Annotated in this window: 30 protein-coding genes; 27 read left to right on the forward strand and 3 right to left on the reverse strand. The window is 63.5% G+C overall.

What is annotated here, in order from left to right; translation table 11 throughout:
- Positions 1-14: 14 nt before the first annotated feature.
- Positions 15-479, forward strand: coding sequence for a flagellar export protein FliJ (fliJ, locus tag ABIC76_RS06515; protein ID WP_004631467.1), 465 nt, complete (start codon positions 15-17; stop codon positions 477-479).
- Between the two features lie 38 nt (positions 480-517).
- Complete coding sequence (locus ABIC76_RS06520; protein ID WP_354533374.1) at positions 518-2,110, forward strand: flagellar hook-length control protein FliK; 1,593 nt, start codon at positions 518-520, stop codon at positions 2,108-2,110.
- 379 nt (positions 2,111-2,489) lie between these two features.
- Here ABIC76_RS06520 and ABIC76_RS06525 read toward each other — a convergent pair whose 3' ends face one another.
- Positions 2,490-3,467: a DedA family protein/thiosulfate sulfurtransferase GlpE gene (locus ABIC76_RS06525; protein ID WP_354533375.1), complete on the reverse strand. Its 978-nt coding sequence runs from the start codon at positions 3,465-3,467 to the stop codon at positions 2,490-2,492.
- 167 nt (positions 3,468-3,634) lie between these two features.
- On the opposite strand from ABIC76_RS06525, the gene ABIC76_RS06530 reads away from it, so the two are divergent.
- On the forward strand, positions 3,635-4,171 hold the full coding sequence (locus ABIC76_RS06530) for a GNAT family N-acetyltransferase (RefSeq protein WP_102065390.1): 537 nt from the start codon (positions 3,635-3,637) through the stop codon (positions 4,169-4,171).
- Positions 4,172-4,469: 298 nt separating this feature from the next.
- Here ABIC76_RS06530 and ABIC76_RS06535 read toward each other — a convergent pair whose 3' ends face one another.
- On the reverse strand, positions 4,470-5,255 hold the full coding sequence (locus ABIC76_RS06535; protein ID WP_180815206.1) for a S24 family peptidase: 786 nt from the start codon (positions 5,253-5,255) through the stop codon (positions 4,470-4,472).
- Between the two features lie 183 nt (positions 5,256-5,438).
- Between ABIC76_RS06535 and ABIC76_RS06540 the strand changes: the two genes are divergently transcribed.
- The 20 genes from ABIC76_RS06540 to ABIC76_RS06635 all read left to right on the forward strand — a co-directional run bounded on the left by ABIC76_RS06540 (position 5,439) and on the right by ABIC76_RS06635 (position 21,410).
- On the forward strand, positions 5,439-5,735 hold the full coding sequence (locus tag ABIC76_RS06540; protein ID WP_037026685.1) for a hypothetical protein: 297 nt from the start codon (positions 5,439-5,441) through the stop codon (positions 5,733-5,735).
- Positions 5,736-5,851: 116 nt separating this feature from the next.
- Entirely contained in the window at positions 5,852-6,295 is a 444-nt protein-coding gene (locus ABIC76_RS06545; protein ID WP_354533377.1) for a hypothetical protein, read from the forward strand.
- A gap of 346 nt (positions 6,296-6,641) precedes the next feature.
- Positions 6,642-7,478, forward strand: coding sequence for a hypothetical protein (locus ABIC76_RS06550; RefSeq protein ID WP_354533378.1), 837 nt, complete (start codon positions 6,642-6,644; stop codon positions 7,476-7,478).
- 149 nt (positions 7,479-7,627) lie between these two features.
- Positions 7,628-9,160 carry a phage tail protein gene (locus ABIC76_RS06555; RefSeq protein ID WP_102065386.1) on the forward strand — a complete coding sequence of 511 codons (1,533 nt, stop codon included), beginning with the start codon at positions 7,628-7,630 and terminating at the stop codon, positions 9,158-9,160.
- Positions 9,161-9,244: 84 nt separating this feature from the next.
- Positions 9,245-9,676, forward strand: coding sequence for a hypothetical protein (locus ABIC76_RS06560; RefSeq protein WP_027679910.1), 432 nt, complete (start codon positions 9,245-9,247; stop codon positions 9,674-9,676).
- On the forward strand, positions 9,676-10,035 hold the full coding sequence (locus tag ABIC76_RS06565; RefSeq protein ID WP_147215490.1) for a hypothetical protein: 360 nt from the start codon (positions 9,676-9,678) through the stop codon (positions 10,033-10,035). Before ABIC76_RS06560 ends, ABIC76_RS06565 begins: the two co-directional genes overlap by 1 nt.
- A 32-nt stretch (positions 10,036-10,067) precedes the next feature.
- Positions 10,068-10,202 carry a hypothetical protein gene (locus tag ABIC76_RS06570; protein ID WP_257878166.1) on the forward strand — a complete coding sequence of 45 codons (135 nt, stop codon included), beginning with the start codon at positions 10,068-10,070 and terminating at the stop codon, positions 10,200-10,202.
- Positions 10,199-10,603: a hypothetical protein gene (locus ABIC76_RS06575; protein ID WP_316890701.1), complete on the forward strand. Its 405-nt coding sequence runs from the start codon at positions 10,199-10,201 to the stop codon at positions 10,601-10,603. Before ABIC76_RS06570 ends, ABIC76_RS06575 begins: the two co-directional genes overlap by 4 nt.
- Before the next feature lie 34 nt (positions 10,604-10,637).
- Complete coding sequence (locus ABIC76_RS06580) at positions 10,638-12,593, forward strand: phage tail tape measure protein (RefSeq protein ID WP_354533379.1); 1,956 nt, start codon at positions 10,638-10,640, stop codon at positions 12,591-12,593.
- A 6-nt stretch (positions 12,594-12,599) separates the two neighbouring features.
- Positions 12,600-13,562: a hypothetical protein gene (locus ABIC76_RS06585; protein WP_316890705.1), complete on the forward strand. Its 963-nt coding sequence runs from the start codon at positions 12,600-12,602 to the stop codon at positions 13,560-13,562.
- A 50-nt stretch (positions 13,563-13,612) separates the two neighbouring features.
- A complete protein-coding gene (locus ABIC76_RS06590; protein ID WP_354533380.1) occupies positions 13,613-14,704 on the forward strand; it encodes a phage late control D family protein in 1,092 nt (363 codons plus the stop codon).
- Positions 14,701-15,369 (forward strand): phage baseplate assembly protein V, encoded by a 669-nt coding sequence (locus tag ABIC76_RS06595; protein ID WP_316890707.1) that lies wholly within the window; start codon positions 14,701-14,703, stop codon positions 15,367-15,369. The genes ABIC76_RS06590 and ABIC76_RS06595 overlap by 4 nt, the downstream gene beginning before the upstream one ends.
- Positions 15,366-15,746, forward strand: a complete 381-nt coding sequence (locus ABIC76_RS06600; RefSeq protein WP_102065379.1) for a phage tail protein — start codon at positions 15,366-15,368, stop codon at positions 15,744-15,746. The genes ABIC76_RS06595 and ABIC76_RS06600 overlap by 4 nt, the downstream gene beginning before the upstream one ends.
- Positions 15,743-16,882: a baseplate J/gp47 family protein gene (locus ABIC76_RS06605; RefSeq protein ID WP_354533381.1), complete on the forward strand. Its 1,140-nt coding sequence runs from the start codon at positions 15,743-15,745 to the stop codon at positions 16,880-16,882. The genes ABIC76_RS06600 and ABIC76_RS06605 overlap by 4 nt, the downstream gene beginning before the upstream one ends.
- Positions 16,882-17,550 (forward strand): UCP028438 family phage-derived protein, encoded by a 669-nt coding sequence (locus tag ABIC76_RS06610; RefSeq protein ID WP_316890710.1) that lies wholly within the window; start codon positions 16,882-16,884, stop codon positions 17,548-17,550. The genes ABIC76_RS06605 and ABIC76_RS06610 overlap by 1 nt, the downstream gene beginning before the upstream one ends.
- Positions 17,551-17,621: 71 nt before the next feature.
- Positions 17,622-19,292 (forward strand): gp53-like domain-containing protein, encoded by a 1,671-nt coding sequence (locus ABIC76_RS06615; RefSeq protein WP_354533382.1) that lies wholly within the window; start codon positions 17,622-17,624, stop codon positions 19,290-19,292.
- Positions 19,293-19,302: 10 nt separating this feature from the next.
- A complete protein-coding gene (locus ABIC76_RS06620) occupies positions 19,303-19,869 on the forward strand; it encodes a DUF4376 domain-containing protein (protein ID WP_354533383.1) in 567 nt (188 codons plus the stop codon).
- A gap of 62 nt (positions 19,870-19,931) precedes the next feature.
- Positions 19,932-20,342: a hypothetical protein gene (locus ABIC76_RS06625; RefSeq protein ID WP_260803273.1), complete on the forward strand. Its 411-nt coding sequence runs from the start codon at positions 19,932-19,934 to the stop codon at positions 20,340-20,342.
- On the forward strand, positions 20,335-20,898 hold the full coding sequence (locus tag ABIC76_RS06630; protein WP_354533384.1) for a glycoside hydrolase family 19 protein: 564 nt from the start codon (positions 20,335-20,337) through the stop codon (positions 20,896-20,898). Before ABIC76_RS06625 ends, ABIC76_RS06630 begins: the two co-directional genes overlap by 8 nt.
- On the forward strand, positions 20,898-21,410 hold the full coding sequence (locus tag ABIC76_RS06635; protein ID WP_354533385.1) for a hypothetical protein: 513 nt from the start codon (positions 20,898-20,900) through the stop codon (positions 21,408-21,410). The genes ABIC76_RS06630 and ABIC76_RS06635 overlap by 1 nt, the downstream gene beginning before the upstream one ends.
- Positions 21,411-21,454: 44 nt before the next feature.
- Here ABIC76_RS06635 and ABIC76_RS06640 read toward each other — a convergent pair whose 3' ends face one another.
- Entirely contained in the window at positions 21,455-21,622 is a 168-nt protein-coding gene (locus ABIC76_RS06640; protein WP_175402352.1) for a DUF6726 family protein, read from the reverse strand.
- A 420-nt stretch (positions 21,623-22,042) separates the two neighbouring features.
- On the opposite strand from ABIC76_RS06640, the gene ABIC76_RS06645 reads away from it, so the two are divergent.
- The 4 genes from ABIC76_RS06645 (at position 22,043) to ABIC76_RS06660 (ending at position 24,693) form a co-directional block, all read left to right on the forward strand.
- On the forward strand, positions 22,043-22,468 hold the full coding sequence (locus tag ABIC76_RS06645) for a hypothetical protein (protein WP_354533386.1): 426 nt from the start codon (positions 22,043-22,045) through the stop codon (positions 22,466-22,468).
- A gap of 127 nt (positions 22,469-22,595) precedes the next feature.
- Positions 22,596-22,898, forward strand: coding sequence for a hypothetical protein (locus ABIC76_RS06650; protein ID WP_354533559.1), 303 nt, complete (start codon positions 22,596-22,598; stop codon positions 22,896-22,898).
- 89 nt (positions 22,899-22,987) lie between these two features.
- Complete coding sequence (locus ABIC76_RS06655; protein ID WP_316890717.1) at positions 22,988-23,659, forward strand: DUF1345 domain-containing protein; 672 nt, start codon at positions 22,988-22,990, stop codon at positions 23,657-23,659.
- The gene (locus ABIC76_RS06660) at positions 23,656-24,693 is read left to right on the forward strand and encodes an AI-2E family transporter (RefSeq protein ID WP_316890718.1); all 1,038 of its coding nucleotides are present in this window, start codon (positions 23,656-23,658) and stop codon (positions 24,691-24,693) included. The genes ABIC76_RS06655 and ABIC76_RS06660 overlap by 4 nt, the downstream gene beginning before the upstream one ends.
- Positions 24,694-25,036 lie beyond the last annotated feature (343 nt).

The raw sequence follows: 25,036 nt of genomic DNA on the forward strand, positions 1-25,036 counted from the left end.
TGGAGGGTCCACCGATGACCACCATGAACAAGCCGTTCCGCCTCGAAACCGTGCTGGAACTGGCCCAGAAGGACACCGAAAAAGCCACGCAGGAAGTCGGCCGCCTGATGAACACGCGCGAGGCCGCCACGCAAAAGCTGGCGCTGCTGTCCGACTACCGCAACAACTACCACCAGCAGATGCTGAGCACCGCTGAAGGCGGCATGGACGTCACGCGTTTGCGCAACTACGCGGCCTTCATCGACCGCCTGGGCAACGCCGTGCATCAGCAGAAAGGGACCATCAACGCGCTCGAGCAGCAGCTTGCGATGAGCCGTGCCAACTGGCTGGAAAAGCAGCGCCGCGAGCAGTCGTTCGACATCCTGCGCCAGCGCCACATTGAAGAGCAGCGCCTGGACGAAGAACGCCGTGCCCAGCGCGACAACGATGAACACGCCGCCAAGGTGATCCGCATGCGTGCGGCACAGGGCGGCAATTGAAGACCAACGCGAACACGCAGTCGCAAGATGGAGTCAACGTGGGCTTGAGTGCCACCCCCAACGCCGCTGCCAAAGACCTGGGCGCCATGCTGTCGGCCGGCAATACCGCCGCCGCTGACAAGACGCAGGCTTCCTCGTCCGGCACCGATACCTTCGGCAACCTGTTGTCCGACCGCCTGGCCCAGGACGCCGCACGCCGTCGTGCTGACGCACAATCCGCCGCCGACGATGCCGGCCGCCGCGCCGATATCGCCCGCAAGGACGCGACGCGCACCAGCGCCGCCAGCAACGATCAGGACGCCAAGCCGGCCGACGGCAATACGCCCGTGCCGAGCATCACCACACCTGCCGCCAGCACTACCGATACGGCCAACGCCAAGCCGGCGCAGCCGGGCAGCGCCAAGGATCTCGATACCGCTGCACAGCAGGCGGTGGTCGACCCGGCTGCCCAACTGGCGGCTCAGATCGAAGCCGCACGCCAGGCCGCGCAGCAGGCGGCCGCAGTCGTGCAGCAGCCGGTTGCGCAACCGGCGGCCCAAACAAATACCAAGCCCGATACCGACGCCACCGCGCCGGCTGTCGCCAAATCGTCGGCAAATGACGCTGCTGCTCTGGCTGCCGCAAACGCTGCGGGCAACGAGGCGGCCAGCGCGGCACAGGGCGCCGCTGACCCGGCCATGACGGCACAAGCTGCGCCGGCTGGGTTGCCGGCTGCGCAGGACGCCAAGGCCAACGCTGCAAACACGCCGACGCCGCCGGCCACCGCGCTGCCCGACAGCAGCACGCTCGCCCAGACGATGGCCCGCACGCGCGCCGTTGCCGACAACACGCCGCCCGCCGTGCGCCAGCTCGGCAGCACGTCGTCTGCGCAGGGCGCGAATGCCGACCACGGCCTGCCGCGCCGCAGCGACCTGAGCGCACACAACACCGTCACGCAGACAGCCGCGACCGCCGTCGCTGATGCCACCAGTCACGCCAGCAATGGCGGCAACGCCGGCAACACGGACAACGCCGGTACGCAAGCCAATGCGCAGGGCAGCGGTACGCTGTTCCAGGGCGCACTGTCGCGTGCCAATGGCGATGCCGGCATGGCCGCCGCACCGACCTTTGCGGTGGGTGGCGCCAACGCAGGCGCTGCGGCAGGTGCATCGATCACGCCGCAGCAAGTCCACACGCTGCCCACCTTTGGCGACGCCGCATGGCCGCAGAGCATGGCGAGCCAGCTCGCCTTCATGCAAGTGCACCGTCAATCGTCGGCCGAACTGCAGCTGAACCCGGCTGAACTGGGCGGCATGCACGTCAAGCTGGAAGTGGACAACGGTGCCGTCAACGCGAGCTTCGTCTGCCAGCACCAGGCGGTGGCCGAACTTGTGCAGGACGCCATGCCGCGCCTGCGCGACGCCATGCAGCAAGGCGGGATGCAGCTTGCGCAAACGTCGGTCAGCACGGGTGACTTCAGCCAGCAGCAGAGCGCATCGCAGGGTTCATCGGCGCAAAACCAGGGCAGCGGTTCGGGCAACGGGAATAGCGGCAGCCGTTATGGCGGCGGCTCGCAAGACCGCGCCGATACGCTGGCGGTGGCACCGCGTCGTGTGTCGACCCACGAAGGCGCTATCGACACGTTTGCCTGACCGGCCGCTGGCCCCGCAGCGTCTAAAGTTCGGTGCAACCCTGCCGTTAATACGCAGGAGTGCCATGCAAAAATGGCCAGCCGCAAGGCAATGAAAGAAGGACGGGAAATAACAACGCGAGCACGCCGCGCATACGTTTGACGCGGCAGCGTTGCAAATGAATAACAAGGGGGTCAAGTCCGACTGGCGAAGAAGGGATCAAACGGGGATCATTTCGCCACATCCGTCTTCGGGCGGATGCACACGGACCGATGCGGGGTGTCCGAGCCGGGGGGCTGGCGCACCGCATGTTTGCCGTACTTACGGGAGAGCGCACCGCGAGGTGCGCTTTTTGTTTTTGTGCCCCTGCTTCGTCGTCGCGGCGCACATGCGGGCAGCCTCAGGCGCCCGCTTCCGCCGTGGTGAGTGTGGCGGGCGTGACCGATACCACGTGCTCTACGCCATAGCCGCGCTCCACCCATGCGTCGATCCCGCCATGCAGCGGACGCACGCGCTTGAAGCCGCGGCCCATCAGCGTGCGCGCCAGCATCACGGCAGACGCCTCGTTGGGGCAGGCGCAGTAGATGATGATCTCGCGGTCGGGGCCGTCGATCTCGATCGCGCGGTTGCTGCTGGACATGTCATACAGCATCGCCCCCGGAATGCGTTGCGGCTGCAGCATGCGCGAACTGTCTGCGCGCACGTCGATGATGACCGGCGCCGCGCCCGATTCGATCAACGCATGCAACTCGTCGGGCGAGATGCGCGCCATCTCCAGCATCTTGCGAAAGCGCCAGCGCTGCAGCCAGCGCGCCGCTACATATACCGCCGCCAGCAACGCGATCAGCAGCACGGCGCGCGTGCCGAGCAGGTCGAGCTGGCGCAGCGCCTGGTCGATGCTGTCGTGGGCTACGCGGCCCAGCAGCAACCACAGCGTGGCCCACACCGCCGAGCCGACGAGGTTGTACAGCGCAAACGTGCTGAACGGCGTGCGCATCGTGCCCAGCAGCGCAGACGACACGGTTGACAAACCCGGAATGAACTTCGCGATCAGCAGCATCGGGGCGCCCCAGCGCTCGAACTGCGTGCGCGTGCGCCGCACGCAGGAATCGGGCGACAGCGACACGCGGCACAGCAGTGCCATGACGTGCCGGCCATAGCGCTTGCCGGCGAAATACCACAGGCCGTCGCCAAGCAGCGCGCCTGACACGGCGGCCGGTGCCAGTTCCATCACGTAAAGCGGTCCGTGGAAGGTGAGTGCGCCGGCCACGAGCAGCGTCGGCACGGCTGGCAGCGGCGCGCCGGCTTGCGTCAGCAGCACATTGAGGAACACGGCAAACGCGCCGTATTCGGCGATCAGGGGAAACAGGTCATGCATGGCAGGAAGGGCGCAGCGGGGCAAATGCGTTTGCCAAGTTACCGCATTCCGGCGCTGCCCGATAGCCATGTCACCGGAATGCGCTCGGCGATCTGCGGTTTGCGTGAAATTGGCGTGACAATGAACACTTCGCATCGCTTCCACATCCTGCCGCCATGTCTTCTGCAATGCCCATCGATGCTTCCCGGTCCGTACGCGAATCGGGTGCCGTTGCCATTCGCCCTGCTACCGAGGCGGATCTCCCGACTATCGTCGGTATCTACGCGCATCACGTGCGTACTGGCACCGCCAGCTTTGAAATCGATGCCCCGGATCTGGCTGAGATGACGCGCCGCTTCCGCGCATTGCAGGATGCTGGCATGCCTTACGTGGTGGCCGAAGCCGGCGGCGTGCTGCTCGGCTACGCGTATGCCGGCCCGCATCGTGCGCGGCCCGCGTATCGCCATACGGTGGAAGACTCCATCTACCTTGATGCCGCCGCGCAGGGGCGGGGCGTTGGGACATTGCTGCTGGAGGCGCTGATCCGCGAATGCCAGACGCGCGGTTTCAAGCAGATGGTGGCCGTGGTGGGCGGCGGCCGCGAAAACCCGGGGTCAGCCAAGCTGCACGCGCGCTGCGGGTTTCGGGAGGTGGGCGTGCTGGAGGCGGTGGGTCACAAATTCGGCCGCTGGCTGGATTGTCTGTTGATGCAGCGGGCCCTGTGAGGCGAAGGAAGGGCCGCCGCGTCGCACGGCCGGCAGGCCCCATGCCGTGCGGGTCGCTTCAAGGATCCGGTGGAGTGTTTCGGTTTCAGTCATTCGATTTGCGTGAGGTGGGCTGAGCGCAGCGCCCTTGACGGGCGGTGCGCACGAATACGGTCAGGTGCGTTCTGTCCCACTATTTTAGATATTTCTAACATTTTGTCAAGAAATGTCTACTGCGGCGGTTTAGAAGCACACCTTTGGGCAAGAAAAAACCCGCCGAAGCGGGTCTGCATGTTGAGAAGCGGGCGCGGGCGTCCGCTCAAAAATCGCCCATGCCGGACCGGTACTTGACCCGGCCGACAATGTCGATGTGCTCCAGCTGCTCGGGTGTCACGATGAACGGATCGTGTTTCTCCTTGTTGTCGCTCACCACCCGGATCGAGCCGTCGGGCAGGCGGAACAACCGCTTCACCAGCATCTCGCCGCAGTAGACCAGGGCGAACACGCCGCCGCCCGTGGGGATGCGCCGGTCCGCCTTGTCGACCACCACCGTGTCGTCATCGAACAGGCGGGGCTCCATGCTGTCGCCGCGCACCTTTACCGCCACGAGGTGCTTGGGGCTGGCGTCCAGCCGGCGGACGTAATCGGCCTGGAACGGCAGCGGTTCCTTCTCTTCAACGTGCCAGGTTTCGCGCCCGTTGCCGGCAGAAAGGGCCACGTCGACATGCGTGATGAGGATGGTCGTCTCGCTCGGCAGTTCGTCCAGGCTGTTGTACGTGGTGATGGGCCGCGCGGGAAAGCCCTTGCTGTGCGCCGACGCGCCTGCGCTTGTGCGGACGAGATCGCCCGCGCTGCCGCCGGCAGCCTGCGCGGCCGCGTCGGAGAACGGTGTGTCCATCACACGGTCGGCAAACCCCAGCTTTTTCTCAAGACGACGTGCGGCGATGTCGCCGATGCTGCGGCCGTCCTGGTAGGTGCGCGACAGGAACTGCGCGACCTGCGAGCGCGAATACCCGTACAGACGCTCGAACGCCGAGCGGTCTCCGTTGACGAGGGTCTGGATCCAGTAGGTCAGCCACTGGCGGCGGTTGTCGTAGATGTCCATGGGTCGCATTAGAGCAAGAAACTTCTAATTTGTGTAGCAGAAGTTTCTTGACGCAACAGTTTAGAACAATCTAAACTTCCTCGCACGACCTGCTTCCCGCCGCAGTCCCCTGCAGGCGGCCTCGGTCGAACCGAATCTTGTTCAATCCGCGCGCCCCGCTCGCGCCGACTGGAGCCTCTTCCCATGACTGTCACCCAAACTTCGATGGATGCTTTTCGACGTAACCGCGCTACGTCTACGGCCAAGCTGCAGTGCGACCGCATCGCCGACTACGTCGCCCGCAGCGGTACCGCCACGATTGCCGAAATCGCGCAGGCGCTGCGCATTGAGAAGTCCAGCGTCTCTGCGCGGCGCAGCGAATTGATCGCCGCCAAGCGGCTCGAGCTGGATGAGGAACGCAAATGCGGCGTCACCGGCCGCTGGGTGCAGTCGGTGCGTGCGGTGGGCGCCGGGCCCGCGCAGGTGCGCGTTTTCCAATAGACGCATGCGTGTTGGCATTCTCGGCTGTCGCCCGTAAGCGCGGCGACTGCGCGAGAGCCTAGTGACGCAACCCAATATCGGCATCAAAAAGCAACGAACACACGAGGACAAGGGACATGGGAATCGAAGACCGTTTGGAGAACTGGAGTCGCGTCGTGCGCGACCCGAGCTGGCAACCGCAGTACTGCGCATCGTGGGCACGCCTGGCCGTCGCCATGCGCGATGCGGAATGCGGCGCGCCGCAAGCCATCATCAGCATCGACGTGAATGACGGCTGGCTGGTCGAGCAGGCGTGGCAAAAAATTGCCGACCCCGTATCCAAGCGGCTGCTGCAGTATCACTACGTGCATCGCATGCCGGCGGAGATGGTGTGCCGCATTCTCGTGCGCAAGTACGGCGCATCGCCGCATACGCTCAAGCACTGGAAGGTGCGGCTTGCGAAGGCGCAGTCGATCATGTCGCACGTCATCGATTCGGAAGTGGCGCGCGCGCAGATGACGAAGGCCGTGCGTGCAGCGGCCGCTGCCGCGACTGTGACGGCGGCTCCGCTGGCCGCCTGAAAATTTTTTCGGAATTTTTTCTTCAGCCCACTTGCACGGTTTATATCCCCTTCGTATTCTGTTTCCCAGATGTTCGATTGCCCTCGCGGCGTAACCGGTTCAGACCGAGACATGCACCCCACTGGGGTGCATTGATTTACCCAGACGAAGCGCAGACATCGCGAAGAAAAGCCCGCCACGCAGCGGGCTTTTTTGTTTCTCGGCTTCGCTTGCTGACGTATTCCCACGCAATACATGCCTCAATGTCGCTACACGGTGACGAACCGTTCGCGGCTGTCTCAATCCTGGATGCAACTCACTCGATCGATCACGCATTGCAGCGCGCATCGATGAAGGCGCTTGTCTTATGGCAGATCTCTCTGACGTTTCCAATGCACTCGTCACGCTGGCCACCGGCGTGGTTTATCCGAACGGAATCAGCCAGCCGTCGATCACGGGCAATCCTGTGGTGGTCTACAGCGGCTGGCCCAACATGACGCAACTGAAGACCGACCTGCAGGCCAACAAGGCCCATGTGTCGATCTTTCCGATCACGAGTCATCAACGTCACGCCAACACTGCGTTCTCGGATTGGACCGTCGCCACACTGCCGGCGAACACGCTGGCCTTGAGCGTGACCGCACAGACCGTCATGGTGAATGGCACCGTCAGCACGCCCCAGAACGTTGTGCTGTTGGTGGACGGCCGCGCATATGCCTATGCCGTGCAGGCCAGCGATACACCGGCCAGCATTGCGACGGCGCTGGCCGCGCTGGTGGCTGTTGACCGCCCGGCAACGGCCGCTGGCTCGTCGATCACCATTCCGAACGCGACATACCTCTCGCCGCGCGTGGGTGGCATCGGCACCGTGCAGCGCGAGACGCGCAGGCAGGAGCGCACCTTCCTGATCTCGGCGTGGGCGAATGGCGCGGCGCCGCGCGACCTTATCGTCGGCAAGATCGATGCGGTGCTCTCGGGGATCGTGCGCCTGACGTTGCCCGACCAGGCTGCGGCGCTGCGTTACAAGCGCGGCCATCAGCATGACGACCTGACGAATGGCATCTACCGGCGCGACCTGCGGTATGCCGTCGAGTACGCAACCATCGTGACCGACACCGCGTACCAGATTGCGACCGGGGTCGAGAACGTGACAGCCGGGGCGTCAATGGGCGCGCAGTTTCCTGTCCGGGCCATCGCGCAGTAGCGCCGTCGTGGTCGCCCATGGCCGGGTTCGCCTGGCCGCATTGCAGTGGAAGTCCATCAACCGTAACCGTGCCGCCCTTTTTGTCCGGGCGGTTTTTTATTGCCGGCCGCCTTCGTGCGGCCATTTTGTTTTCTCACTTGGAGGCACGCATGCCGATCGTCCAGCAGGGCAGCATCAATACCACTGCACTCATCGTTCCGGACCTGTACGTCCAGATTGTTCCGCCGCAGGTCACCCTGCTCAACGGCGTTCCCACCAACGTGCTCGGCGTGGTCGGTACCGCGGCCTGGGGGCCCGTCAACTCGCCGACGCTGATCGGCAACATGGCCATGTACGCGCAGACGTTCGGCGCCATCCAGAACCGCTCCTACGATATGGGCACGGCCGTGGCCGTGGCGGTTCAGCAGGGTGCCAACAACTTCCGCTGCGTGCGCGTGACCGATGGCACCGACACCGCTGCCACGGTGGTCGCGCAGACGAACGGCGTGACGTTCACGGCCAAGTACACGGGTTCGCTCGGCAACACCGTCACGGTGGCGCTGGCGGCAGGTTCGGCTGCCAACACGTGGAAGGTGACCGTGGCCGCTCCGACGCTGGCGCCCGAAGTGTTCGACAACATCGGTGCCGGTCAGACCGGCAATGCGTTGTGGATCGCAATTGCCAACGCCATCAACAACGGCGTGAGCGTGATGCGCGGCGCGTCGCAAATCATCACTGCCACCGCAGGCGCGAGCACCACCGCACCGACGGCCGCCACGCTGCAACTGGCGGGCGGTACGGATGGCGCGGCCACCATCACCGGCGCCGTGCTGCTCGGTCAGGACACCGTGCCGCGCAAGGGCATGTACGCGCTGCGCAACCAGGGCGTGTCGATTGCCATGCTCGCCGACTGCACCGACGCAGCGACGTGGCCGACCCAGGTGGCATTCGGCCTGTCCGAAGGCATCTACATGATCGGCACGGGCCCGAGCGGCGACACCATTGCCAACGCCGTCACGGCCAAGAGCACCGCTGGCATCGATTCGTACGCCTTCAAGCTGTTGTTTGGCGATTGGGTGTATTGGCTCGATACCGTCAACGGTGTGACGCGCCTGGTGTCGCCGCAAGGCTTTGTTGCCGGTTTGCTGGCCAACCTGTCACCGCAGAACAGCAGCCTGAACAAGCAGATCTATGGCGTGGTCGGCACCCAGAAGACGTTCGCCAACCAGAGCTACAGCTCGGCCGAATTGCAGGCGCTGATCCAGGCCGGCATCGATGTCGTGACGAATCCGGTGCCGGGCGGTGCGTACTTCGGTTGCCGTGCGGGGCACAACACCAGCTCGAACGCGCTCACGCAGGGCGACAACTACACGCGCATGACCAACTACATCGCCAGCACGATCAACGCGGGCATGGGCAAGTACGTCGGCCAGCTGCAGTCGGCCACGGTGCGCGCGCAGGCGGCGGCCACGCTGTCGAACTTCCTCAGCTCGATGGAGCAGCAAGGGATGATCGGTGCGGTCAATGGCGGCCCGGCGTTCTCGGTGCAGATCGATGCGAACAACAACCCGATGAACCGCGTTGCGCTGGGCTACATGCAGGCCGACGTGAAAGTGGTCTACCTGTCCGTCATCGAGAAGTTCCTGGTGAACGTGGAAGGCTCGCAGGCCACGGTGATCCGCACGTCGACGGCAAATCAGTAACACACGCATCAAGCGCGTTACCCCTCGCATACCCATCAACCTTCTCGCCCCGCACGACGTGGGGCGTTTCTTTTGGAGAACGTTATGCCGATTCAAGGCTACTCCGTCGGTCGCGACTACACGCTGGTCATCCAGACTGCAAGCGGCACGCTGCAACCGAACAAGATCACCGCATTCAAGAGCAAGCAGGACGTAACCGACGTGCGCGTCAAACGCCTGGACGGCATCACCGACCATGTGCGCTTCTTCGACGGCTGGTCGGGTTCGTTCGACGTGGAGCGCCAGGACGCGACGCTCGACAACTACTTTGCGCAGCTCGAAGCGGGCTACTACGCGGGCCTGAACGAAGCCCCCGCGCAGATCTACGAAACGATCCAGGAGGCCAACGGCTCGGTCTCGCAGTTCCGCTATGACGGTGTGCTGATGACGCTGGCGGACGCAGGCAACCGCGCCGGTGACGCCACCATCAAGCAGTCCGTCAACTTCGTGGCTTCGCGCCGCATCAAGGTGTCCTGATGACCAACGTGACCATCACTCCCTCCGAACAGATCATCAAGGCCGCCGCGAAAGAGCTGGTGGTTGACGATGCACTGGGCCGCAAGATCACGCTGCGCAAACCGAGCCCGCTGGCGAACCTCGACTTTGCCAAGGCCGCGGGTGGCAGCGAGCTGAACATGCTGTACCTGGCGGAGGTCGCGCATCTGAAGTTTGTCTGCGCCATCGATGGTGAACCGGTGCCGACGCCAGCCTCGGAAGCCCAGTTGCGTGCGCTGTATCAGCGCCTGGGCGAAGAGGGCAACGAAGCCGCGCAGCGCGGTGTGGCGGCCAGCTTCATCAACGTTGCCACGTCGGAGTCCGAGCTAAAAAACTCCTGACGAACGGCCCGTTTCACGAGGCGATGTGGCTCGTGCATAACGGTGTTCCGTTCGACGTGGCGTTTTCGCTGGACGACACCATGCGGCAGGCGATGGCGATCAAATGCAGCGAATTCCATGGCGCGCAGTTCGACCTGAAGACGATGTCTTTCAAGGAGCGCGAATGAACCTTTCGTTAGCAGAGATGGCGCGTCGCCTGACCGAGTTGGAGGCGCGTGTGCCGCAAGCGTTGTCGCAGGGGCTGGACGCAGCCGCTGCGGCACTGGAGTTGGCAGCCAGCGCCAAGGCGGTGGAAAGCGCGGTGGCCGCCGGCCTCACAGATGAGGCGCAGGTGAATGCGCTGCGCGATTCCATCGGCCGAGAGGTCAAGGGGTTGGAGGCGGCCATCGGCTCCAACGCCAACCAGGCCGTCGTTCTGGAGCTAGGCAGTGCGCAGACGCCACCGCACCCTTTCCTCGGTGCGGTGGCAGACGCGCAGGCCGACGCGTTGCAAAGGAGTGTGGGCGATGCGGTGACGGCGGTGCTGGAGGGCCGCCCATTGGCTTCCACCGCAAGCGCGCACACGTGAGATCGGTGGCCTCAACAGACGAACAAGGATTCCCATGAGCCTCGATGCTTACAAGATCGGAATACAGATTGCGTTGGTCGATAACGTGTCGCGCGGGTTGTTGGCGATCGCCGCGCAGTTCGAATCCGTCAACAAGAGTGCGGAGAAGTTGGAGACGCGGCTGGAGAGGGTCAAGAAGCTCACCGAGTTCGGCAGCGGCCTGTTCAAGGCCGGCAACGAAGCCGCCCACATGTGGGACAAGCAGGTCGATGCCGCCTCGAAGTACCACGCTGTCCTTGAACGGATCAGTCGCTTTGACGCTGGCGCTGCGGCGGCGAACGAGACGTTCCTCAAAAGGCTCGACATCAAGGGCATGTCGCTCACGGATGTCGGACAGCTGTTTGGCGGAGCACAGACCATTCTGCAGAGTTCGACCCAGGCGCAGGATGTGACGAAACTGCTGGCCCAGGTGCGGACAGCCTTTGGCTCGGCAACCGGCGTCAAGGACGGCGCGCAACTCGACAGCATGGCGTTGACTGCGCTGAAGGTCGCGCAGATGCGCGACGGCGTGATCGGCAAAGACGGCAAGATCGATACGAAGAAGGTGGAAGAGACCTTCAACATGCTCGTCAATACGGCGCTGGCGAGCGGCGGTGGCGTGCTGCCCAAGGACTACCTGGAGGCCATGCAAGGCGGCAAGCTCTCCGGCGCACTGAAGCCGTCAGAGGCCGCCCTGTTTGGGCTGAAGCAGTTCATGCAAGCCAATGGCGGCTCGAAGGCCGGCGTTGAGGCCATGTCGGCGCTCCAAGGCTGGGTGGCAGGGAATATGCCCGCCACGGTTGCGCATGAGCTTGAACGCGTCAAGCTGCTGGACCCCACGGCCGTGCGTCGCGACAAGGCTGGGCACATCACCGGCGTGGATGCGACGGGCGTCAAGGACGCGGAGAGCTTCGCCAAGAATCCGCTCCAGTATTTGTTGGACGAGATCGTGCCGGCGCTGCAGAAGCGCGGATATGCCGGAGACAGTCTCAACGCCAAGCTGGGCAACCTGCTCGGCATACAGGGCGAGAAGACCATCCTGGAGCAGCTTCAGCACGACAAGGAGCGAGCTGGGCTGTACCTCGCCAATGCCGGAAAAGGACCGGGCGCGGTCAAGCTTTACGAGAAGGACAACGAAGGGCTCGAAGGCAAGCTGAAGGACTACGAGGCCAAGAAGGCGAATCTCAATATCGCGCTTGGCGAACATGTTTTGCCGTTGGCGATTGCCGGGTTGGAGAAATTCAATGGCTTGATTGGGGGCATCACGCACCTTGCACAGGAGTTTCCGGGCACAACGAAGGCGATCATGGCGTTCGCCACGGGACTCGCTTTCCTACATAAGGTCGGCTCCACGCTATCGGTGCCTTTGCCGGGCGGCGGCGGAGGGATGCGTGGCGGTGGTTTCGTACGCGGCGTAGCGCGTATGGCGAGGTCTGCAGCCACTGGCGCGCTTCGCCTGGGTGCCGGTGTGGGGCGGGCAAGCCTGTCTATGCTTCGCGCGGGTGGTGGATTGGGCCGCGGCCTGCTGAGCGCAGCAGGGACGCTGATGGAATCGCCGGTTGCGTCGAAGGCTCTGGGAGTGCTGGGGCGGGGTAGCGGCCTTATCAGTGCGGCATACGGCGGCTACAAGCTCGGTGGCTACGTCAACGACAACGTCATCAGCCCATTGATCGAGCGGGTCAGCGGGGTCAAGGGAGCGACGCTGGGCACGTTCCTGTACGACGTACTTCACGGAGACACAGGCAAGAAATTGCCGGCCACCAAGCCGGACTCCAGCCATGGCGCAAGCGCGTCCAGCACCGCCGTGAAGGTCGCCGAGCCCAAGCTCGTCTACCTCAAAGGCGACGTGACCATGGACGGCCGCTCCGTTGGCCAGGTGGTCTGGAAGCAGATCGAAGGGCACCTGGCGCGCCCGCAGACTGGCTCCAGCACTTTCAATACCGGCATGCAGCTCATGCCATCCGGACTCTGATCGACCATGCCCGATTTCGCTCTTAAACTCGGAAACTTCCAGTTCAAGGATCTGGAAGTCCCTGAAAGCATCCCGTTTGGTGGGACGCAGAAACTCGCCATGCACGACTTGGTGGGCGGCACGCGCGTGATCGATTCGATGGGGGCGTTCTGCGGCCCCGTCGAATGGTCCGGATGGCTGCTCGGCAAGGATGCGTTGGCGCGTGCGCGGCAGTTGGACGATCTGCGCGAACGCGGCGCATCGTTGTTGCTGCAGTGGTCCGAAATCTACTACGCCGTCGTCATTCGCGACTTTCGTGCGGATTTTCAGCGTGCCTACAAGATCCCGTACAAGATCACCTGCGAAGTGGCGAGCGATCTGTCGAAATTTGCAGGCAGTGATGCAGACCAGAGCATCGATGGCCAGATCAAGAGCGATGCCGCGGCCGTGACGGACATGGGCAGCGCGATTGGCGACGGCACGTTGTCTGACCTGATCGATTCGGCCAACTCGGCGATCGATACCGTAGCGAGTTTTGCCAACGCAGCGCAGTCCACACTCAGCAACGTCCTGCAGCAAGTGACAGCGGTGCGTGATCGTGCTCAAGCGCTGATCGCATCGGCCAATACCACGCTGACAAAGGTGACGACGCTGGGCGGCATCCTGCCGAATAACCCGGTATCGCAGCAGGTGGAAAAGCTGGCCGGCCAGATGACGTCGGCATTGAACCTGCCGGTGCTGGTTCAGCTTGATCGTGTTGCCGGCCGCATGCAGAAGAACATCGAGTCCGTCTACAAGAGCGCCAAGCATATGGTGACGGTGGGTGGCGATCTCATGAAGATGGCGGCCAAGGAATACAACGACGCGATGGCGTGGACGAGCCTGGCAAAGGCGAACCCGGATCTCCTGTGGGACCCGCTTGTGCAAGGGGTGAAAAACCTGATCGTGCCACCCAACATGGACCGTGCCGGCGGCTTGCCAAAGCCCTAGCGAGCCGCTTTCATCAATCAGACAGCCCCGCAACGCGGGGCTTTTTTCTTATGAGCCTGAACAAGCTACCCGTGATAGCCGGTGTGCGGCAACCGCGCTCGATCGTGAAGGTCGGCGGCGAGCGCATTCCGGCGTGTGTGAGCTGGTCGGTCCTGAGCAATTCGTACGAGCAGGCGGATACGTTCCAGATCACGTTGGCAACAGCTGCCTTGCCGCCAGATCGCGATGCGAACTGGTTTTCCGGTCAGCGTGAATTGCTGGTCGAGATCTTTGCCGGCTTTCCGTCGAACCCCATGCAGTACAACGAGGCCAATCTTGAAAGCCTGATCTATGGCCGTGTCGACGGCGTCGAGCTGGATCCGGTTTCCGCGCAGCTCACGCTGAGCGGCCGCGATTTGACCGCGCTATTTATCGACGAGAAGGTCACGTTGCAGTTCCAGAACCTGACAGCCTCGGAGGTGGCCGCGCGGCTGGCGAGCGCGCATGGTTTGCAGGTTGCGGGGCCGCCCACCAAGCAGCGCATCGGCAAAGCCTATGCGCATGACAACGTAAGCCTGACGCATCAGCAAACCGAATGGGATTTGCTGGCAGCGCTGGCGCGGGCCGAAGGGTTTATCTGTTACGTGGCCGGCAAGACGCTGCACTTCGAACCGCGTCCGCCGGCCGCTGCGGAACCGTACGAGCTGCGCTGGGGGCGCGATGAGAAGGGCAACGCGCAGGCCAACACGGCAACCCTGCAACTGTCGCGCGATCTGACGGTTGCAAAAGGCGTCACGGTCGAAGCGCGCTCGTGGAATGCGAAGCAGGGCAAGCGATTCTCCGCCCGCTACACCAATGCGCCAGGTGGCGATCAGGGCCAGAAGCCGACGCACACCGTGGAGCGCAATGGACTCGACCAGGCTGGAGTCAAGCGCCTGGCCAAGCAGAAGTACGACGAAGTCGCACAGCACGAAATGAAGCTACGCGCCCGCCTGCCTGCAGATCAAATCCTCACGCCCACCGACACGCTCCGGCTGACAGGTACGGGCACCGGTTTCGATCAGGACTACCTCATCGACAGCATCACACGCAGCATGAGCCTGAGCGAGGGCTACGTGATGGACATATCGGCCAAGAACATCAACAAGGGAACGAGCACATGATCCAACAGCTTCGCAACCAGATGGTGCTCGCCGCGATGATGGCGCAGTCGAATCGCGCAGAGAACCGCATGGGCATCGTCACCAGCTACGACCCCGGGACGGCCTCTGCGCGGGTACGCCTCCAACCTGAAGACCCCGCCGACCCAGCGCGCTCGCTGACCGGCTGGATGCCCGTTGCCTCTGCCTGGGTCGGCAATGGCTGGGGCATCGATGCGCCGGTCAGCCCGGGCGATCAGGTGGAGGTGCAGTTCCTGGGCGGCGACATCGAGAACGGCTATATCTGTGCGCGCCTGTTCAGCGACCATGCGCGGCCGACAGGTGCGCAGTCGGGGGAGTTCTTCCTGACGCATGCGTCGGGCTCAAGGCTGCAGTTCCACAACGATGGCACGGTCACGCTCATCAGCGCGGGCACGCTCAGCAGCCAGGCGCCGCAGTGGAATCACAAGGGCCCTGTGCAAATCGACGGCGCCTTGCTGGTCACGCAAACCATCACCGGACAAGCCGGCATGGCGGTGTCGGGCAACAACGGCACCGGCAACTCGATGAGCATCAGCGGCAATACGCAGTTCAGCGGTCAGGTCTCGGCAAATGGGCACCGGATCGACGATACGCATCGCCATACCGGTGTGCAGCCCGGGGCCGGCAATACAGGGAGCGTGGCATGACGCAGCAACTTCTGAACGACGTCAACCACTGGGTGGGGGGCGACATGACCGTGTCGCCCACTGGCGATCTCGGCCTTGCCAGTGCCGACCTGCGGACGCAGCAACGCATCGTGCGGCGCCTCGTCACCAACCCGGGCGACTACATCTTCCACACCGACTACGGCGCGGGACTGCCGCAGAAGATCGGCGAGACGCTCGACGTGCCCGCGCTGCGAGGGTTGATCCGCGCGCAGATCTTGCAGGAAGCCGGGGTCGCGCAAGACCCGGAGCCGCAGGTGGACGTGGCTGCCATCACCGGCGGCGTGAGCGTGCGCATCTTGTACAGCAGCGCGATTACGCGCGAGCCGGTGTCCCTTCAATTCAATGTGAGCAAATGATCGATATGTCCATTCAGACGCAAGACTGGGTGACGCTCGTGCGCAACCAGGTGGCGGCCATCCAGGGCTACGCCAAGGTGCTGGTCGACCTGACCGTCGGATCGGTTCTGCGCGCCGTCGTTGAGGCCAATGCGGCGGTCACGGTTTGGCTGCAAGGGTTGATCCTGCAGGTGCTGGCGATCACGCGGGCGTCCACCTCAAGTGGGTCCGATCTCGATACGTGGATGGCCGATTTCGGTTTGACACGCCTGGCCGCCGTGCCGGCCACGGGCAGCGTCACGTTCTCGCGCTTCACGGTCACGCAGCAGGTGCTGGTGCCGCTGACGGCGGTGGTGCAGACGGGCGACGGCACGCAGCAGTTCAATGTGGTGATCGATACGACCAACCCCGCCTATAGCGCCACGCTCGGCGGCTATGTGATTGCCGCCGGCACGGCCAATGTGAGCGTGCCGGTCCAGGCCGTCACGCCGGGCGCAGCGGGCAATGCGGTAGCGGGCGCGGTGTCCACCATCGTAGGTGCGATCTCCGGTGTGGATACGGTGAGCAATGCAGCGGCCTTCGTCAACGGCGCGGATGCGGAGCCCGATACCGCGTTCCGTTCGCGCTTCATCGCCTATGTTGCGAGTCTGTCGAAGGCGACGAAGACGGCCATCGGCTCCGCCATCGCCAGCGTCAAGCAGGGGCTGACGTATGTGATCCTGGAGAACCAGACCTACGCCGGCCTGCCGCAGAACGGCACGTTCATCGTGATCGTCGACGACGGCACGGGTGGGCCCACGTCAACGCTGCTTGCCAGCGTAAGCAACGCTGTGGATGCCGTGCGCCCTGTGACGAGCACGTTCTACGTATACGGACCTGTCGTCGTCAACGCCACTGTGTCGATGAGTATCGCGACGGCCGCCGGCTATACGCACCAGGCCATTGCTGTACAGGTGCAGGCGGCTCTGCTGGCCTACATCAACAGCCTGCCGTTGGGTGCGGCGTTGACGTATTCGCGGCTGGCGCAGGTGGCGTATGACGCATCGCCAGCTGTCACCAACGTCACGAATACGCTGCTCAACGGCAGCACGGCAGACCTGCCGGCCACGAGCCTCCAGGTCATCAAAACCACGGCCAATTCGATCACGGTGACGTAATGGCAACCGGTGACCAACAAGACATCTTCGCGCGCATACGCGGGTATCTGCCGCGTTGGTTTGGCGATGCGGCGCAGTCGCCGATCATCAACGGGCTGCTGCAGGGCCTGGCTTATAGCGGTGCCTACGTCTACAGCCTGTATGCCTATGCGAAGCAGCAGACGCGCATCCTGACCGCCTCCGACGGCTGGCTCGACATGATTGCGGCGGATTTCTTCGGCCTGTCGATCAAGCGCAGGACCGGCCAGTCCGACGCATCGTTCCGCGCCAACATCGTCGCCAATCTGTTTCGTGAACGCGGTACGCGCAACGCGATCATTCGCGTGCTGACCGACCTGACGGGGCGTGCGCCGACCATCATCGAACCGAGCCGACCCGCAGACTGCGGCGCCTACGATGCGCCCAACAGCGGCTACGGCATGGCGGGTGCGTACGGGCAGGTTTCGCTCACGTATCAGGCCTTTGTGCAGGCGTATCGGCCGCTCGGCAGCGGCATCCCGAACGTGGCCGGCTACAGCATCGTCACCACCGGCTACAGCGCGCCCTCGCAAGGCGAATACGTTGACGCGTCGATGAGCAGCAACACCGTGTCCGACGCTGACATCTACGCCGCCATCGAATCGGTACGGCCAGCGGCCTCGATCATCTGGACGCGCATCAGCTCCTAGGTGCGCACACACGCCATCCTAACCACCGACAGCCCGGCACTACGCCGGGTTTTTTCTTTTGGAGAACAGTCTTGGATCGTCAGATCGTCTACAGCGGCCAGGTGCCGCAAACCACGGACCTGCTGAACACGAACCGGCAGACCATGATCGCGCTGGCAAAGCTCTGCGCTGATCTGTTCGGCACATCCACCGTCATCTCGGGCCTGGGCTGCGTGCCCACCACGCCCGCATCGATGAGCGTGACCGTCAACCCCGGGCAAATCTATCAGCTTGCCAATGTGGACGGCACGCCATACAGCGCGCTGCCGCAAGATACCGCGCACAGCCTGCTGAAGCAGGGCATCCTGATGGACGCGCAGTCCTTCGTCCTCGCGGCGCCGGCCACGTCGGGTTATAGCCAGAACTACCTGATCCAGGCGGCCTACCTTGAGAGCGACGTCAACAACGTCGTGCTGCCGTACTACAACAGCGCGAATCCGTCGCAAGCGTTCAACGGGCCGGGCGGCAGTGGCAATGCACAGCCGACCACGCGGGCGGGGCAAGTGTCGTTGCAGCTCGTGGCCGGCACCGCCGCAGCCACCGGCACGCAGACGACGCCTGCGGTGACGGCCGGCTATGTTGGTCTGGCGGTCGTCACGGTGGCCAACGGCCAGAGCACGATCACCAACGCCAGCATCGTCCCGTATCCGAACGCGCCAACGGCACCGACGGGCGGCTTCCTTGCAGCCATTGGTGAGCGATATTCCAGCATTCAGAACGTCGCCATTTCAAGCACGCTCAGCACGGCGGCGCTCGGCGCACTGGTGAACGTCACGGCCACCGGCCAGACCGTCACGTTGCCCCCCGCAGCTAACTGCCCGAATGGCACGAGCATCTGCGTGACTTACATGCAGGCAAGCGGATCGACCACCGTCACGCGCAATGGCACCGATACGCTGGCGTTCGGCCAAGGCAGCAGCGCAAACAGCCTCACGCTCAATCCCGGCGAGGCGGTGCAGTTTGTGTCGAACGGTGTGAATGGATGGGTAAGTGCCGGCCAGACGTTGACGACGGGGGTGACGCCTGCGCAGTTTGATAGCAGTACGAAGTTGGCTACGACGGCGTTTGTACAGCGTACGGGTAAGCAGTTTTCCGGTGTGACGGCATTTACCGGGGCACTGACCGGCATTGCATCTCACTTGGGCGGCAAGGTGTATGGCTGGTCTTCGACTGTTAACTCGTACAGCGTTCCGAACTCGATGACCTATTCCACTCCGTTAGGCACCACCGTCACGGTCGAGAATTTTGGTTGGCAACCCATACTTGTCGTGCCGCAAGGCAGTGACAAGCTACAGACCGCTACGCAGACACAAGTGGCAACATTCAATGTTCCCTTTGGCACAAGTGCTGAGTTCACTTATGTCGGATCGGGCGTGTGGTTCATCACCGGGACGGCCGTTCTTTCTTCCAGTAGTGATTTCGGTGCTTCCCTTAATGGGGCGGGATACCAAAAACTACCCAGTGGTTTGATTTTGCAGTGGGGATCTACAGGGGCGATCGCTGGGGGAGGCCATGCAACTGTTACGTTTCCTATCGCGTTTCCCAACAATGTCTACAACGTACAAGCTATTGCGCAGTCTTCTGCCGATACCACTGTGAGCATTAGCGGAGGTTGGCAATTGCTGAATGCGGCTTCGTTTACTTTGCGCAATATGTCCACTGTGGGAAGCGCATCGTTTTCTTATTTGGCAATCGGTAATTGAGGGACTTGTCATGACGACTTACTACGCAACATCCACCGGCGGCTTCTACGACTCCGCTATCCACGGCACAGACATCCCTGCCGACGCTATCGACGAATCCAAATGGTCGATGACCCATGCGCAATTGATGGACGCGCAAGCATCTGGAAAGACCATCACCGCTGATGCCGAGGGCAACCCCTTCGCCGTTGATCCAGTCTCGCTCTTGACTCTGAGCGAAGTGCGCGCGGCCCAGGCGACCGAAGCCAGCACCGCCTGCGCCGCCGCCCTCACCACCGGCTTCTCCTCATCCGCCCTCGGCACAGCCCACATCTACCCATCCCAAGACGACGACCAGCGCAACCTCCAAAGCGCCGTCAGCGCCGCGATTGCAGCACCGTCAAACTGGACGACACCCATCTGGTGTGCCAACAGCAACGATGCCTGGTCCTTCACTCCGCACACCGCCGCACAAGTCCAGCAGGTCAACGCGGACTGGCTGGCCCATCGCATTGCTACCCAGCAGAAGTACGCAGACCTGATCGCCAGGGTCAACGCTGCAACCAGCATTGCAGAGGTGCAAGCCATCGACTGGTAAGCACACCCCTCTCAGCAACACAGCCCGCCTTTGCGCGGGCTTTTTCATTTCCGGGAGACACCATGTCAGAACCCATTACCAGCACCGCCGCAGCGGGGGTTGCCGGTGCGGCGGCCTTCAAGGCGCTTGGCGGGTTCGCAGCCGTGGCCGGCGCTGCGACTGTGCTCGCCACCATCGTCGTCATGGTGATGACGTTGCCGCGCGCGCGCGGCGAGTGGGCCGTTGCGCTGATCTCGACCGTCATCGCCAGCCTGGGCGGCGGCGCCACCGTCATCCAGTACTTCGGGGTGGCGCATTGGATCGGCTCGAGCAACGGCGCCATGGCCCTCGGCGGAATCTATTTTGTCTGCGGCCTGCCCGGCTGGGCGTTTGTGCGCTGGGTCTTCAATTTCATCAACAAGCGGCGCGATGCCGACCTCGCCGAGGTCGTCGACGACGTGCGCGAATCCCTGCATAAGGCAAACCATGGCTGAACCGCTTCTGACCGCGGCGCAACTGCGCGCCGTCATGCCCAACGCCGGCGGGCGCGCCGACGTGTTCGCCCCCATCCTGGCCGAGGTGCTGTTGTTTCGGCAGATCAGCACGCCCGCACGCATCGCCGCGTTCCTCGCCCAGGTCGGGCACGAATCGGGACAACTGCGTTACGTGCGCGAACTGTGGGGCCCGACACCTGCGCAGCGCGGCTATGAAGGGCGCTCCGATCTCGGCAACACGCAACCCGGCGACGGCAAGCGCTATCTCGGGCGCGGCCTCATTCAGATCACCGGTCGCGTCAATTACCGTGCTTGCGGCATCGCGCTGGGCCTCGATCTGGAAGCGCAGCCCGAGCTGCTCGAGACGCCCGCGCACGCCACGGCATCGGCCGCGTGGTTCTGGCTGACCAACGGGCTCAACCGCTTTGCCGATCAGGAGACCGACACCGCATTTGTGCAGCTGACACGCCGCGTCAATGGCGGCACCAACGGCCTCGATGATCGGCGCGCGCTGTGGTTGCGCGCCCGCGCTGTGCTGAGGGGAGGGACTGCCTGATGAGCCTGCTCGACCCGCGCTTCTGGGCCGGCGTCATCCTGGCGTTGGCGCTTGCATTCGGCCTCGGCTATGGAGCCGGCGATCTGCATCGACTTCAGGTCGAGCGATCACGCGCGTTGCAAGCCAAGGTGGCCGCCGCGCACACCGAAACCCGCCAAGCCGACGTCAGCGCCCAGGTGGTTGATCGAGCCGCGCAGGCGCAGACGCGCATCCAGACCGTCTTCCGAGACCGCATCCTTTACCGAGACCGTGAGGTGCCCCATGAACTCGTTGTGCACGACGATGCTGCTTGCCGCATCCCTGGCCGTTTTGTCGGCATGTGGAACTCCGCCAACCGCGCCGAGCTTCCCACCGCCGCCGGCCTCCTTGATGAAGCCGCCAGTGGCGTTGTCCTCTCTGACGTTGAAGCCCAGCACGAGCGCGAGGCCGAAGCTTTCCACAGCAACGCTCGGCAACTGAAAGACTTGCAGGATTGGGTGACTCAGCAGCAGGAGGCCGCCAAGCCTCAATAGAGAATAGAGAAGCGACCGAGCTTGCTGCGCCCGGTCAGGCTCAATCAATCGATGATGTCCGCGCAGGCGTCGGTGGGTGCGGCCGCCACATGTCCGACCAGCGGCACCATCTTCAGGCCCGCCGATGCCACGCGGCACGGCGCGGCCACCACACCGCAGCCGGAAATGCATGCAGCACCAAGCAGGGACACAGCGAGCAGAAGGCGTTTCATCGTGGGCGAGTTCGAAAGCGAATGCCGCGCAGTGTGACACAGAGTCCTTCGCCAACCTGTGCGCGTTTGTATCGGGAAATGACAATCTGTGCGCGTTTCAAAACCATGATGCGATGCGTCAGAACGCAACAATGCGACACGTTCGAAGAACGCACAACGCTGACTTTAGGCGAAAAAGTCACACCCTCGGTTTGCGCAAATCGAACCGCCAGCCGTTGCTGCAGGCCGCAAAGCTATTGGTGATGCGGGTTTTCCCGCAATTTCACAAATCGCAACAATAAATTGTCTGTCGCGACATTTATTGTCTGAACAGGCTCGCCTACGATGGCTTCATCGAATGCGGCGCCGCAGCGAAAAAGAAGATCCAGGAAACGCCCGGATCACCTGCCCGACGCGCTGCGCCCATCTGGAGAAGACATCATGAAAGCCCAACGCACCCTGATCGCTGCCCTGATCGCCCTGGCAAGTGTGCCGGCCCTGGCAGCAGCCAAGTTTGACGTGTACACGCAAGGCGCCGCGCAAGTCGGCCAACGCTTCGACGTGTATTCGGATGGCGCCAAGGTTGGCGACAAGTTCGACCCGTACACGCAAGGCGCAAAGGTCGGCGACAAGTTCGATCCGTACACCCAAGGTGCCAAGGCTGGTAGCAAGTTCGACCCGTACACCGAAGGCGCTCTGGCCCGCGTCGGCAAGTTCGATACCTATACCGAAGGCGCCAAGGCTGGCAGCAAGTTCGACCCATACACCGAAGGTGCACTGGCCCGCGCAGGCAAGTTCGACACCTACACCGAGGGTGCCAAGGTCGGTAGCAAGTTCGATCCGTACACCGAAGGCGCCGTGGCCTGAGCCCGGTCTCTCCCGCAAAAACGCCCGCACACAGCGGGCGTTTTTATTTGAGTCACCGGAAAGCGCAATGATTGCGAACTGAGTCGCCCTTGCTGCGTCTCACTCTCATCGCAACCAGGAAGCCATGATGATTCGTTTACGTCGTCCAAACCGCTCCCACCTGTGCCTGGCGCTGGCTGCGGCCGCCATGCTGGCCGGCTGCGCGACCGTCACCCCGGGCCCATTCCAGATCACCGTGCTTGATGCCGATGACACCGTGCTGGAGCAATTCCAGTTCCAGGCCGGCTCGCAGGGGTCGCTCGAGACCGCCATGATCGGCATGTGCCGCGTGTATCCGGATGCCACCGTTATCGCGGAGCAGCTCTCAACGCACGAGCGTCTGCGGGAGCGCTGCAAGCGCTCGTTCGCTTCCATGCTCTCGGCGTCCTGATGCGGCGCTGAAGCGGCTACCATGTCGCCTCATCGGCTGGCGTTGCCGGCCTTGTGTGAACACCCCCGAGGCACGCACTTGAGGCGCATGTGAACCCGCAAGACAAGTCTTCCGAGATTTCCCAGCTTTCCCGCTTCGCTGCGACGCGACCGCGTTTGCTGTCTGCGTTCGCGCTGGGCGCCGTCGCGGTCGCCGTCGTACCGGCGCATGGTTGGCTCGCGCGCCTGCTGCTCGGCTGGGACATCGCCGTGTGGGCGTACCTGATCCTGATCACGGTGATGATGTTGCGCGCCGATCCGCACCGCATCCGCGCCGTTGCCCGCCGTGAAGACGAGCGCGCTTCTGCGGTGCTGACGGTGGTCTGCCTCGGCGTGGTGGCCAGCATGGTGGCCATTGCGTTTGAACTGGCCACAGCCAAGTCGGCGGGGCATGCGCAGACGTCGCACTATGTGTTTACCGGCATCACGGTATTGGGAGCGTGGCTCATGGTGCCGATGATGTTCACGGTGCACTACGCGCATTTGTATTACCGGGCGCCGCACGAGCCGCCGCTGCGGTTTCCCGATGATCAGCTCGAGCCTGATTACTGGGATTTCCTCTACTTCTCTTTTACGATCGCGGTCGCCAGCCAGACGGCCGATGTCAGCATCCGTTCGGGCGCCATGCGGCGGGCGGTGCTGGGGCAATCGCTGCTGTCGTTCTTCTTCAATACGAGCATCCTCGCGCTCTCCATCAACATTGCTGCCGGCCTGTTTTCATGACGATGCTGCCTTCCGAGCTTCCACCCAACCCACACACACGCCCGATCAACGCCATCAGCTATGTGCTGGTGGCCGCCATGATTGGGGCCGTGCTGTGGCTGCATTTGCTGCCGGCCGCCATTGCCGGCTTTCTTGTGTATGCGTTGGCGCGCAAGCTGGAGGCGCGCCTGCGCGCGCGGCACACGGTTTCCAAGCGCGCCAGGGCGATTGCGGTGATCTGTGTGTTCGTGATTGCCGCGCTCATTCTTGCGGCGCTGGGCATCGGGATCGGCCGCCTCGTCGAGCACGGGCATGGGCTGGAAGGCATGCTCACGCGCATTGCCGACGTGCTCGACAACCTGCGCGAGTCGCTGCCAGCGGCGGTCGTCAACTATGTGCCGCAGTCGGTGACCGAGCTGCGTGTGCAGCTGGTGCAGATGATCAAGGAGCACGGCCACCAGGTGTCGACCATGGGTATCGACGGGCTGCGCGCCAGCGCATTGATGCTGGTGGGGCTGATCCTGGGCGCAATGGTGGCTTGGTCGGAAACGCCTGATGCCGAGCACCACAAGCCGCTGGCCGCCGCACTGGTGAACCGGCTGAGCCGGCTGACCGATGCGTTCGAGGCCGTGGTGTTTGCGCAGGTGAAGATCTCGGCGCTCAACACGGCGCTTGCCGCCATCTACCTGCTGGGCGCGCTGCCGCTGTTCGGGCAGCACGTGCCGTATTCCAAATCGCTGATCCTGTTGACCTTCGTGGCGGGGCTGATTCCGGTGGCGGGCAACCTCATCTCCAATACAGCGATCGTGGTGATGAGCGTGACCGCCTCATTGGAACTGGCTGTGGCATCGCTCATCTTCCTCGTGGTGGTGCACAAGCTGGAGTACTTCGTGAACGCGCGCATCATCGGCAGCCGCATCGATGCGCGCGCGTGGGAACTGATTCTCGCGCTGATCGTGATGGAGGCGCTGTTTGGCGTGGGCGGCGTGATTGCCGCGCCAGTGCTGTACGCCTATATGAAACGCGAACTGACGGACGCCGGGCTGATCGGCTGAGTCGTTTCTCGTTGATGCGCGGGGTGACCCGCCAGCGCCCCCGCGCTGACGGCATCGGCAGAAAAGAGCGCGCCCTACGGGACGAGGGGCGCGCAATAACTCGCTGACCGAGAGACGTCAGCGAGCCGAGGGTCGGTACACGGGGACGAAGCGGGCGGCGGGCGCGTGGCGTTGCCGGTGACATCCACGGCTTCGGATGTGACGAAGCAGCAGACGACCCGGTCGTCGAGCAGGGCCTGATAGAAAAGGTCTCCCATCGCGCGGCATAGCGTTCCCGTTAGCAGGATCATCATGGCTTCCCCTCCCATGTTGGCCGATGTGCGGCATCGTCGATGCGGGTCAT

The sequence above is a fragment of the Ralstonia sp. 1138 genome, assembly GCF_040544795.1.
Classification (GTDB): domain Bacteria; phylum Pseudomonadota; class Gammaproteobacteria; order Burkholderiales; family Burkholderiaceae; genus Ralstonia; species Ralstonia flatus.

Excerpts from the sequence above, each read along its gene's own strand:
- fliJ (WP_004631467.1), top strand. The coding sequence starts at position 15 with ATGACCACCATGAACAAGCCGTTCCGCCTCGAAACCGTGCTGGAACTG.
- ABIC76_RS06525 (WP_354533375.1), bottom strand. The coding sequence starts at position 3,467 with ATGCATGACCTGTTTCCCCTGATCGCCGAATACGGCGCGTTTGCCGTG.
- ABIC76_RS06530 (WP_102065390.1), top strand. The coding sequence starts at position 3,635 with ATGCCCATCGATGCTTCCCGGTCCGTACGCGAATCGGGTGCCGTTGCC.
- ABIC76_RS06535 (WP_180815206.1), bottom strand. The coding sequence starts at position 5,255 with ATGGACATCTACGACAACCGCCGCCAGTGGCTGACCTACTGGATCCAG.
- ABIC76_RS06540 (WP_037026685.1), top strand. The coding sequence starts at position 5,439 with ATGACTGTCACCCAAACTTCGATGGATGCTTTTCGACGTAACCGCGCT.
- ABIC76_RS06545 (WP_354533377.1), top strand. The coding sequence starts at position 5,852 with ATGGGAATCGAAGACCGTTTGGAGAACTGGAGTCGCGTCGTGCGCGAC.
- ABIC76_RS06550 (WP_354533378.1), top strand. The coding sequence starts at position 6,642 with ATGGCAGATCTCTCTGACGTTTCCAATGCACTCGTCACGCTGGCCACC.
- ABIC76_RS06555 (WP_102065386.1), top strand. The coding sequence starts at position 7,628 with ATGCCGATCGTCCAGCAGGGCAGCATCAATACCACTGCACTCATCGTT.
- ABIC76_RS06560 (WP_027679910.1), top strand. The coding sequence starts at position 9,245 with ATGCCGATTCAAGGCTACTCCGTCGGTCGCGACTACACGCTGGTCATC.
- ABIC76_RS06565 (WP_147215490.1), top strand. The coding sequence starts at position 9,676 with ATGACCAACGTGACCATCACTCCCTCCGAACAGATCATCAAGGCCGCC.
- ABIC76_RS06575 (WP_316890701.1), top strand. The coding sequence starts at position 10,199 with ATGAACCTTTCGTTAGCAGAGATGGCGCGTCGCCTGACCGAGTTGGAG.
- ABIC76_RS06580 (WP_354533379.1), top strand. The coding sequence starts at position 10,638 with ATGAGCCTCGATGCTTACAAGATCGGAATACAGATTGCGTTGGTCGAT.
- ABIC76_RS06585 (WP_316890705.1), top strand. The coding sequence starts at position 12,600 with ATGCCCGATTTCGCTCTTAAACTCGGAAACTTCCAGTTCAAGGATCTG.
- ABIC76_RS06590 (WP_354533380.1), top strand. The coding sequence starts at position 13,613 with ATGAGCCTGAACAAGCTACCCGTGATAGCCGGTGTGCGGCAACCGCGC.
- ABIC76_RS06595 (WP_316890707.1), top strand. The coding sequence starts at position 14,701 with ATGATCCAACAGCTTCGCAACCAGATGGTGCTCGCCGCGATGATGGCG.
- ABIC76_RS06600 (WP_102065379.1), top strand. The coding sequence starts at position 15,366 with ATGACGCAGCAACTTCTGAACGACGTCAACCACTGGGTGGGGGGCGAC.
- ABIC76_RS06605 (WP_354533381.1), top strand. The coding sequence starts at position 15,743 with ATGATCGATATGTCCATTCAGACGCAAGACTGGGTGACGCTCGTGCGC.
- ABIC76_RS06610 (WP_316890710.1), top strand. The coding sequence starts at position 16,882 with ATGGCAACCGGTGACCAACAAGACATCTTCGCGCGCATACGCGGGTAT.
- ABIC76_RS06620 (WP_354533383.1), top strand. The coding sequence starts at position 19,303 with ATGACGACTTACTACGCAACATCCACCGGCGGCTTCTACGACTCCGCT.
- ABIC76_RS06625 (WP_260803273.1), top strand. The coding sequence starts at position 19,932 with ATGTCAGAACCCATTACCAGCACCGCCGCAGCGGGGGTTGCCGGTGCG.
- ABIC76_RS06630 (WP_354533384.1), top strand. The coding sequence starts at position 20,335 with ATGGCTGAACCGCTTCTGACCGCGGCGCAACTGCGCGCCGTCATGCCC.
- ABIC76_RS06635 (WP_354533385.1), top strand. The coding sequence starts at position 20,898 with ATGAGCCTGCTCGACCCGCGCTTCTGGGCCGGCGTCATCCTGGCGTTG.
- ABIC76_RS06640 (WP_175402352.1), bottom strand. The coding sequence starts at position 21,622 with ATGAAACGCCTTCTGCTCGCTGTGTCCCTGCTTGGTGCTGCATGCATT.
- ABIC76_RS06645 (WP_354533386.1), top strand. The coding sequence starts at position 22,043 with ATGAAAGCCCAACGCACCCTGATCGCTGCCCTGATCGCCCTGGCAAGT.
- ABIC76_RS06650 (WP_354533559.1), top strand. The coding sequence starts at position 22,596 with ATGATTCGTTTACGTCGTCCAAACCGCTCCCACCTGTGCCTGGCGCTG.
- ABIC76_RS06660 (WP_316890718.1), top strand. The coding sequence starts at position 23,656 with ATGACGATGCTGCCTTCCGAGCTTCCACCCAACCCACACACACGCCCG.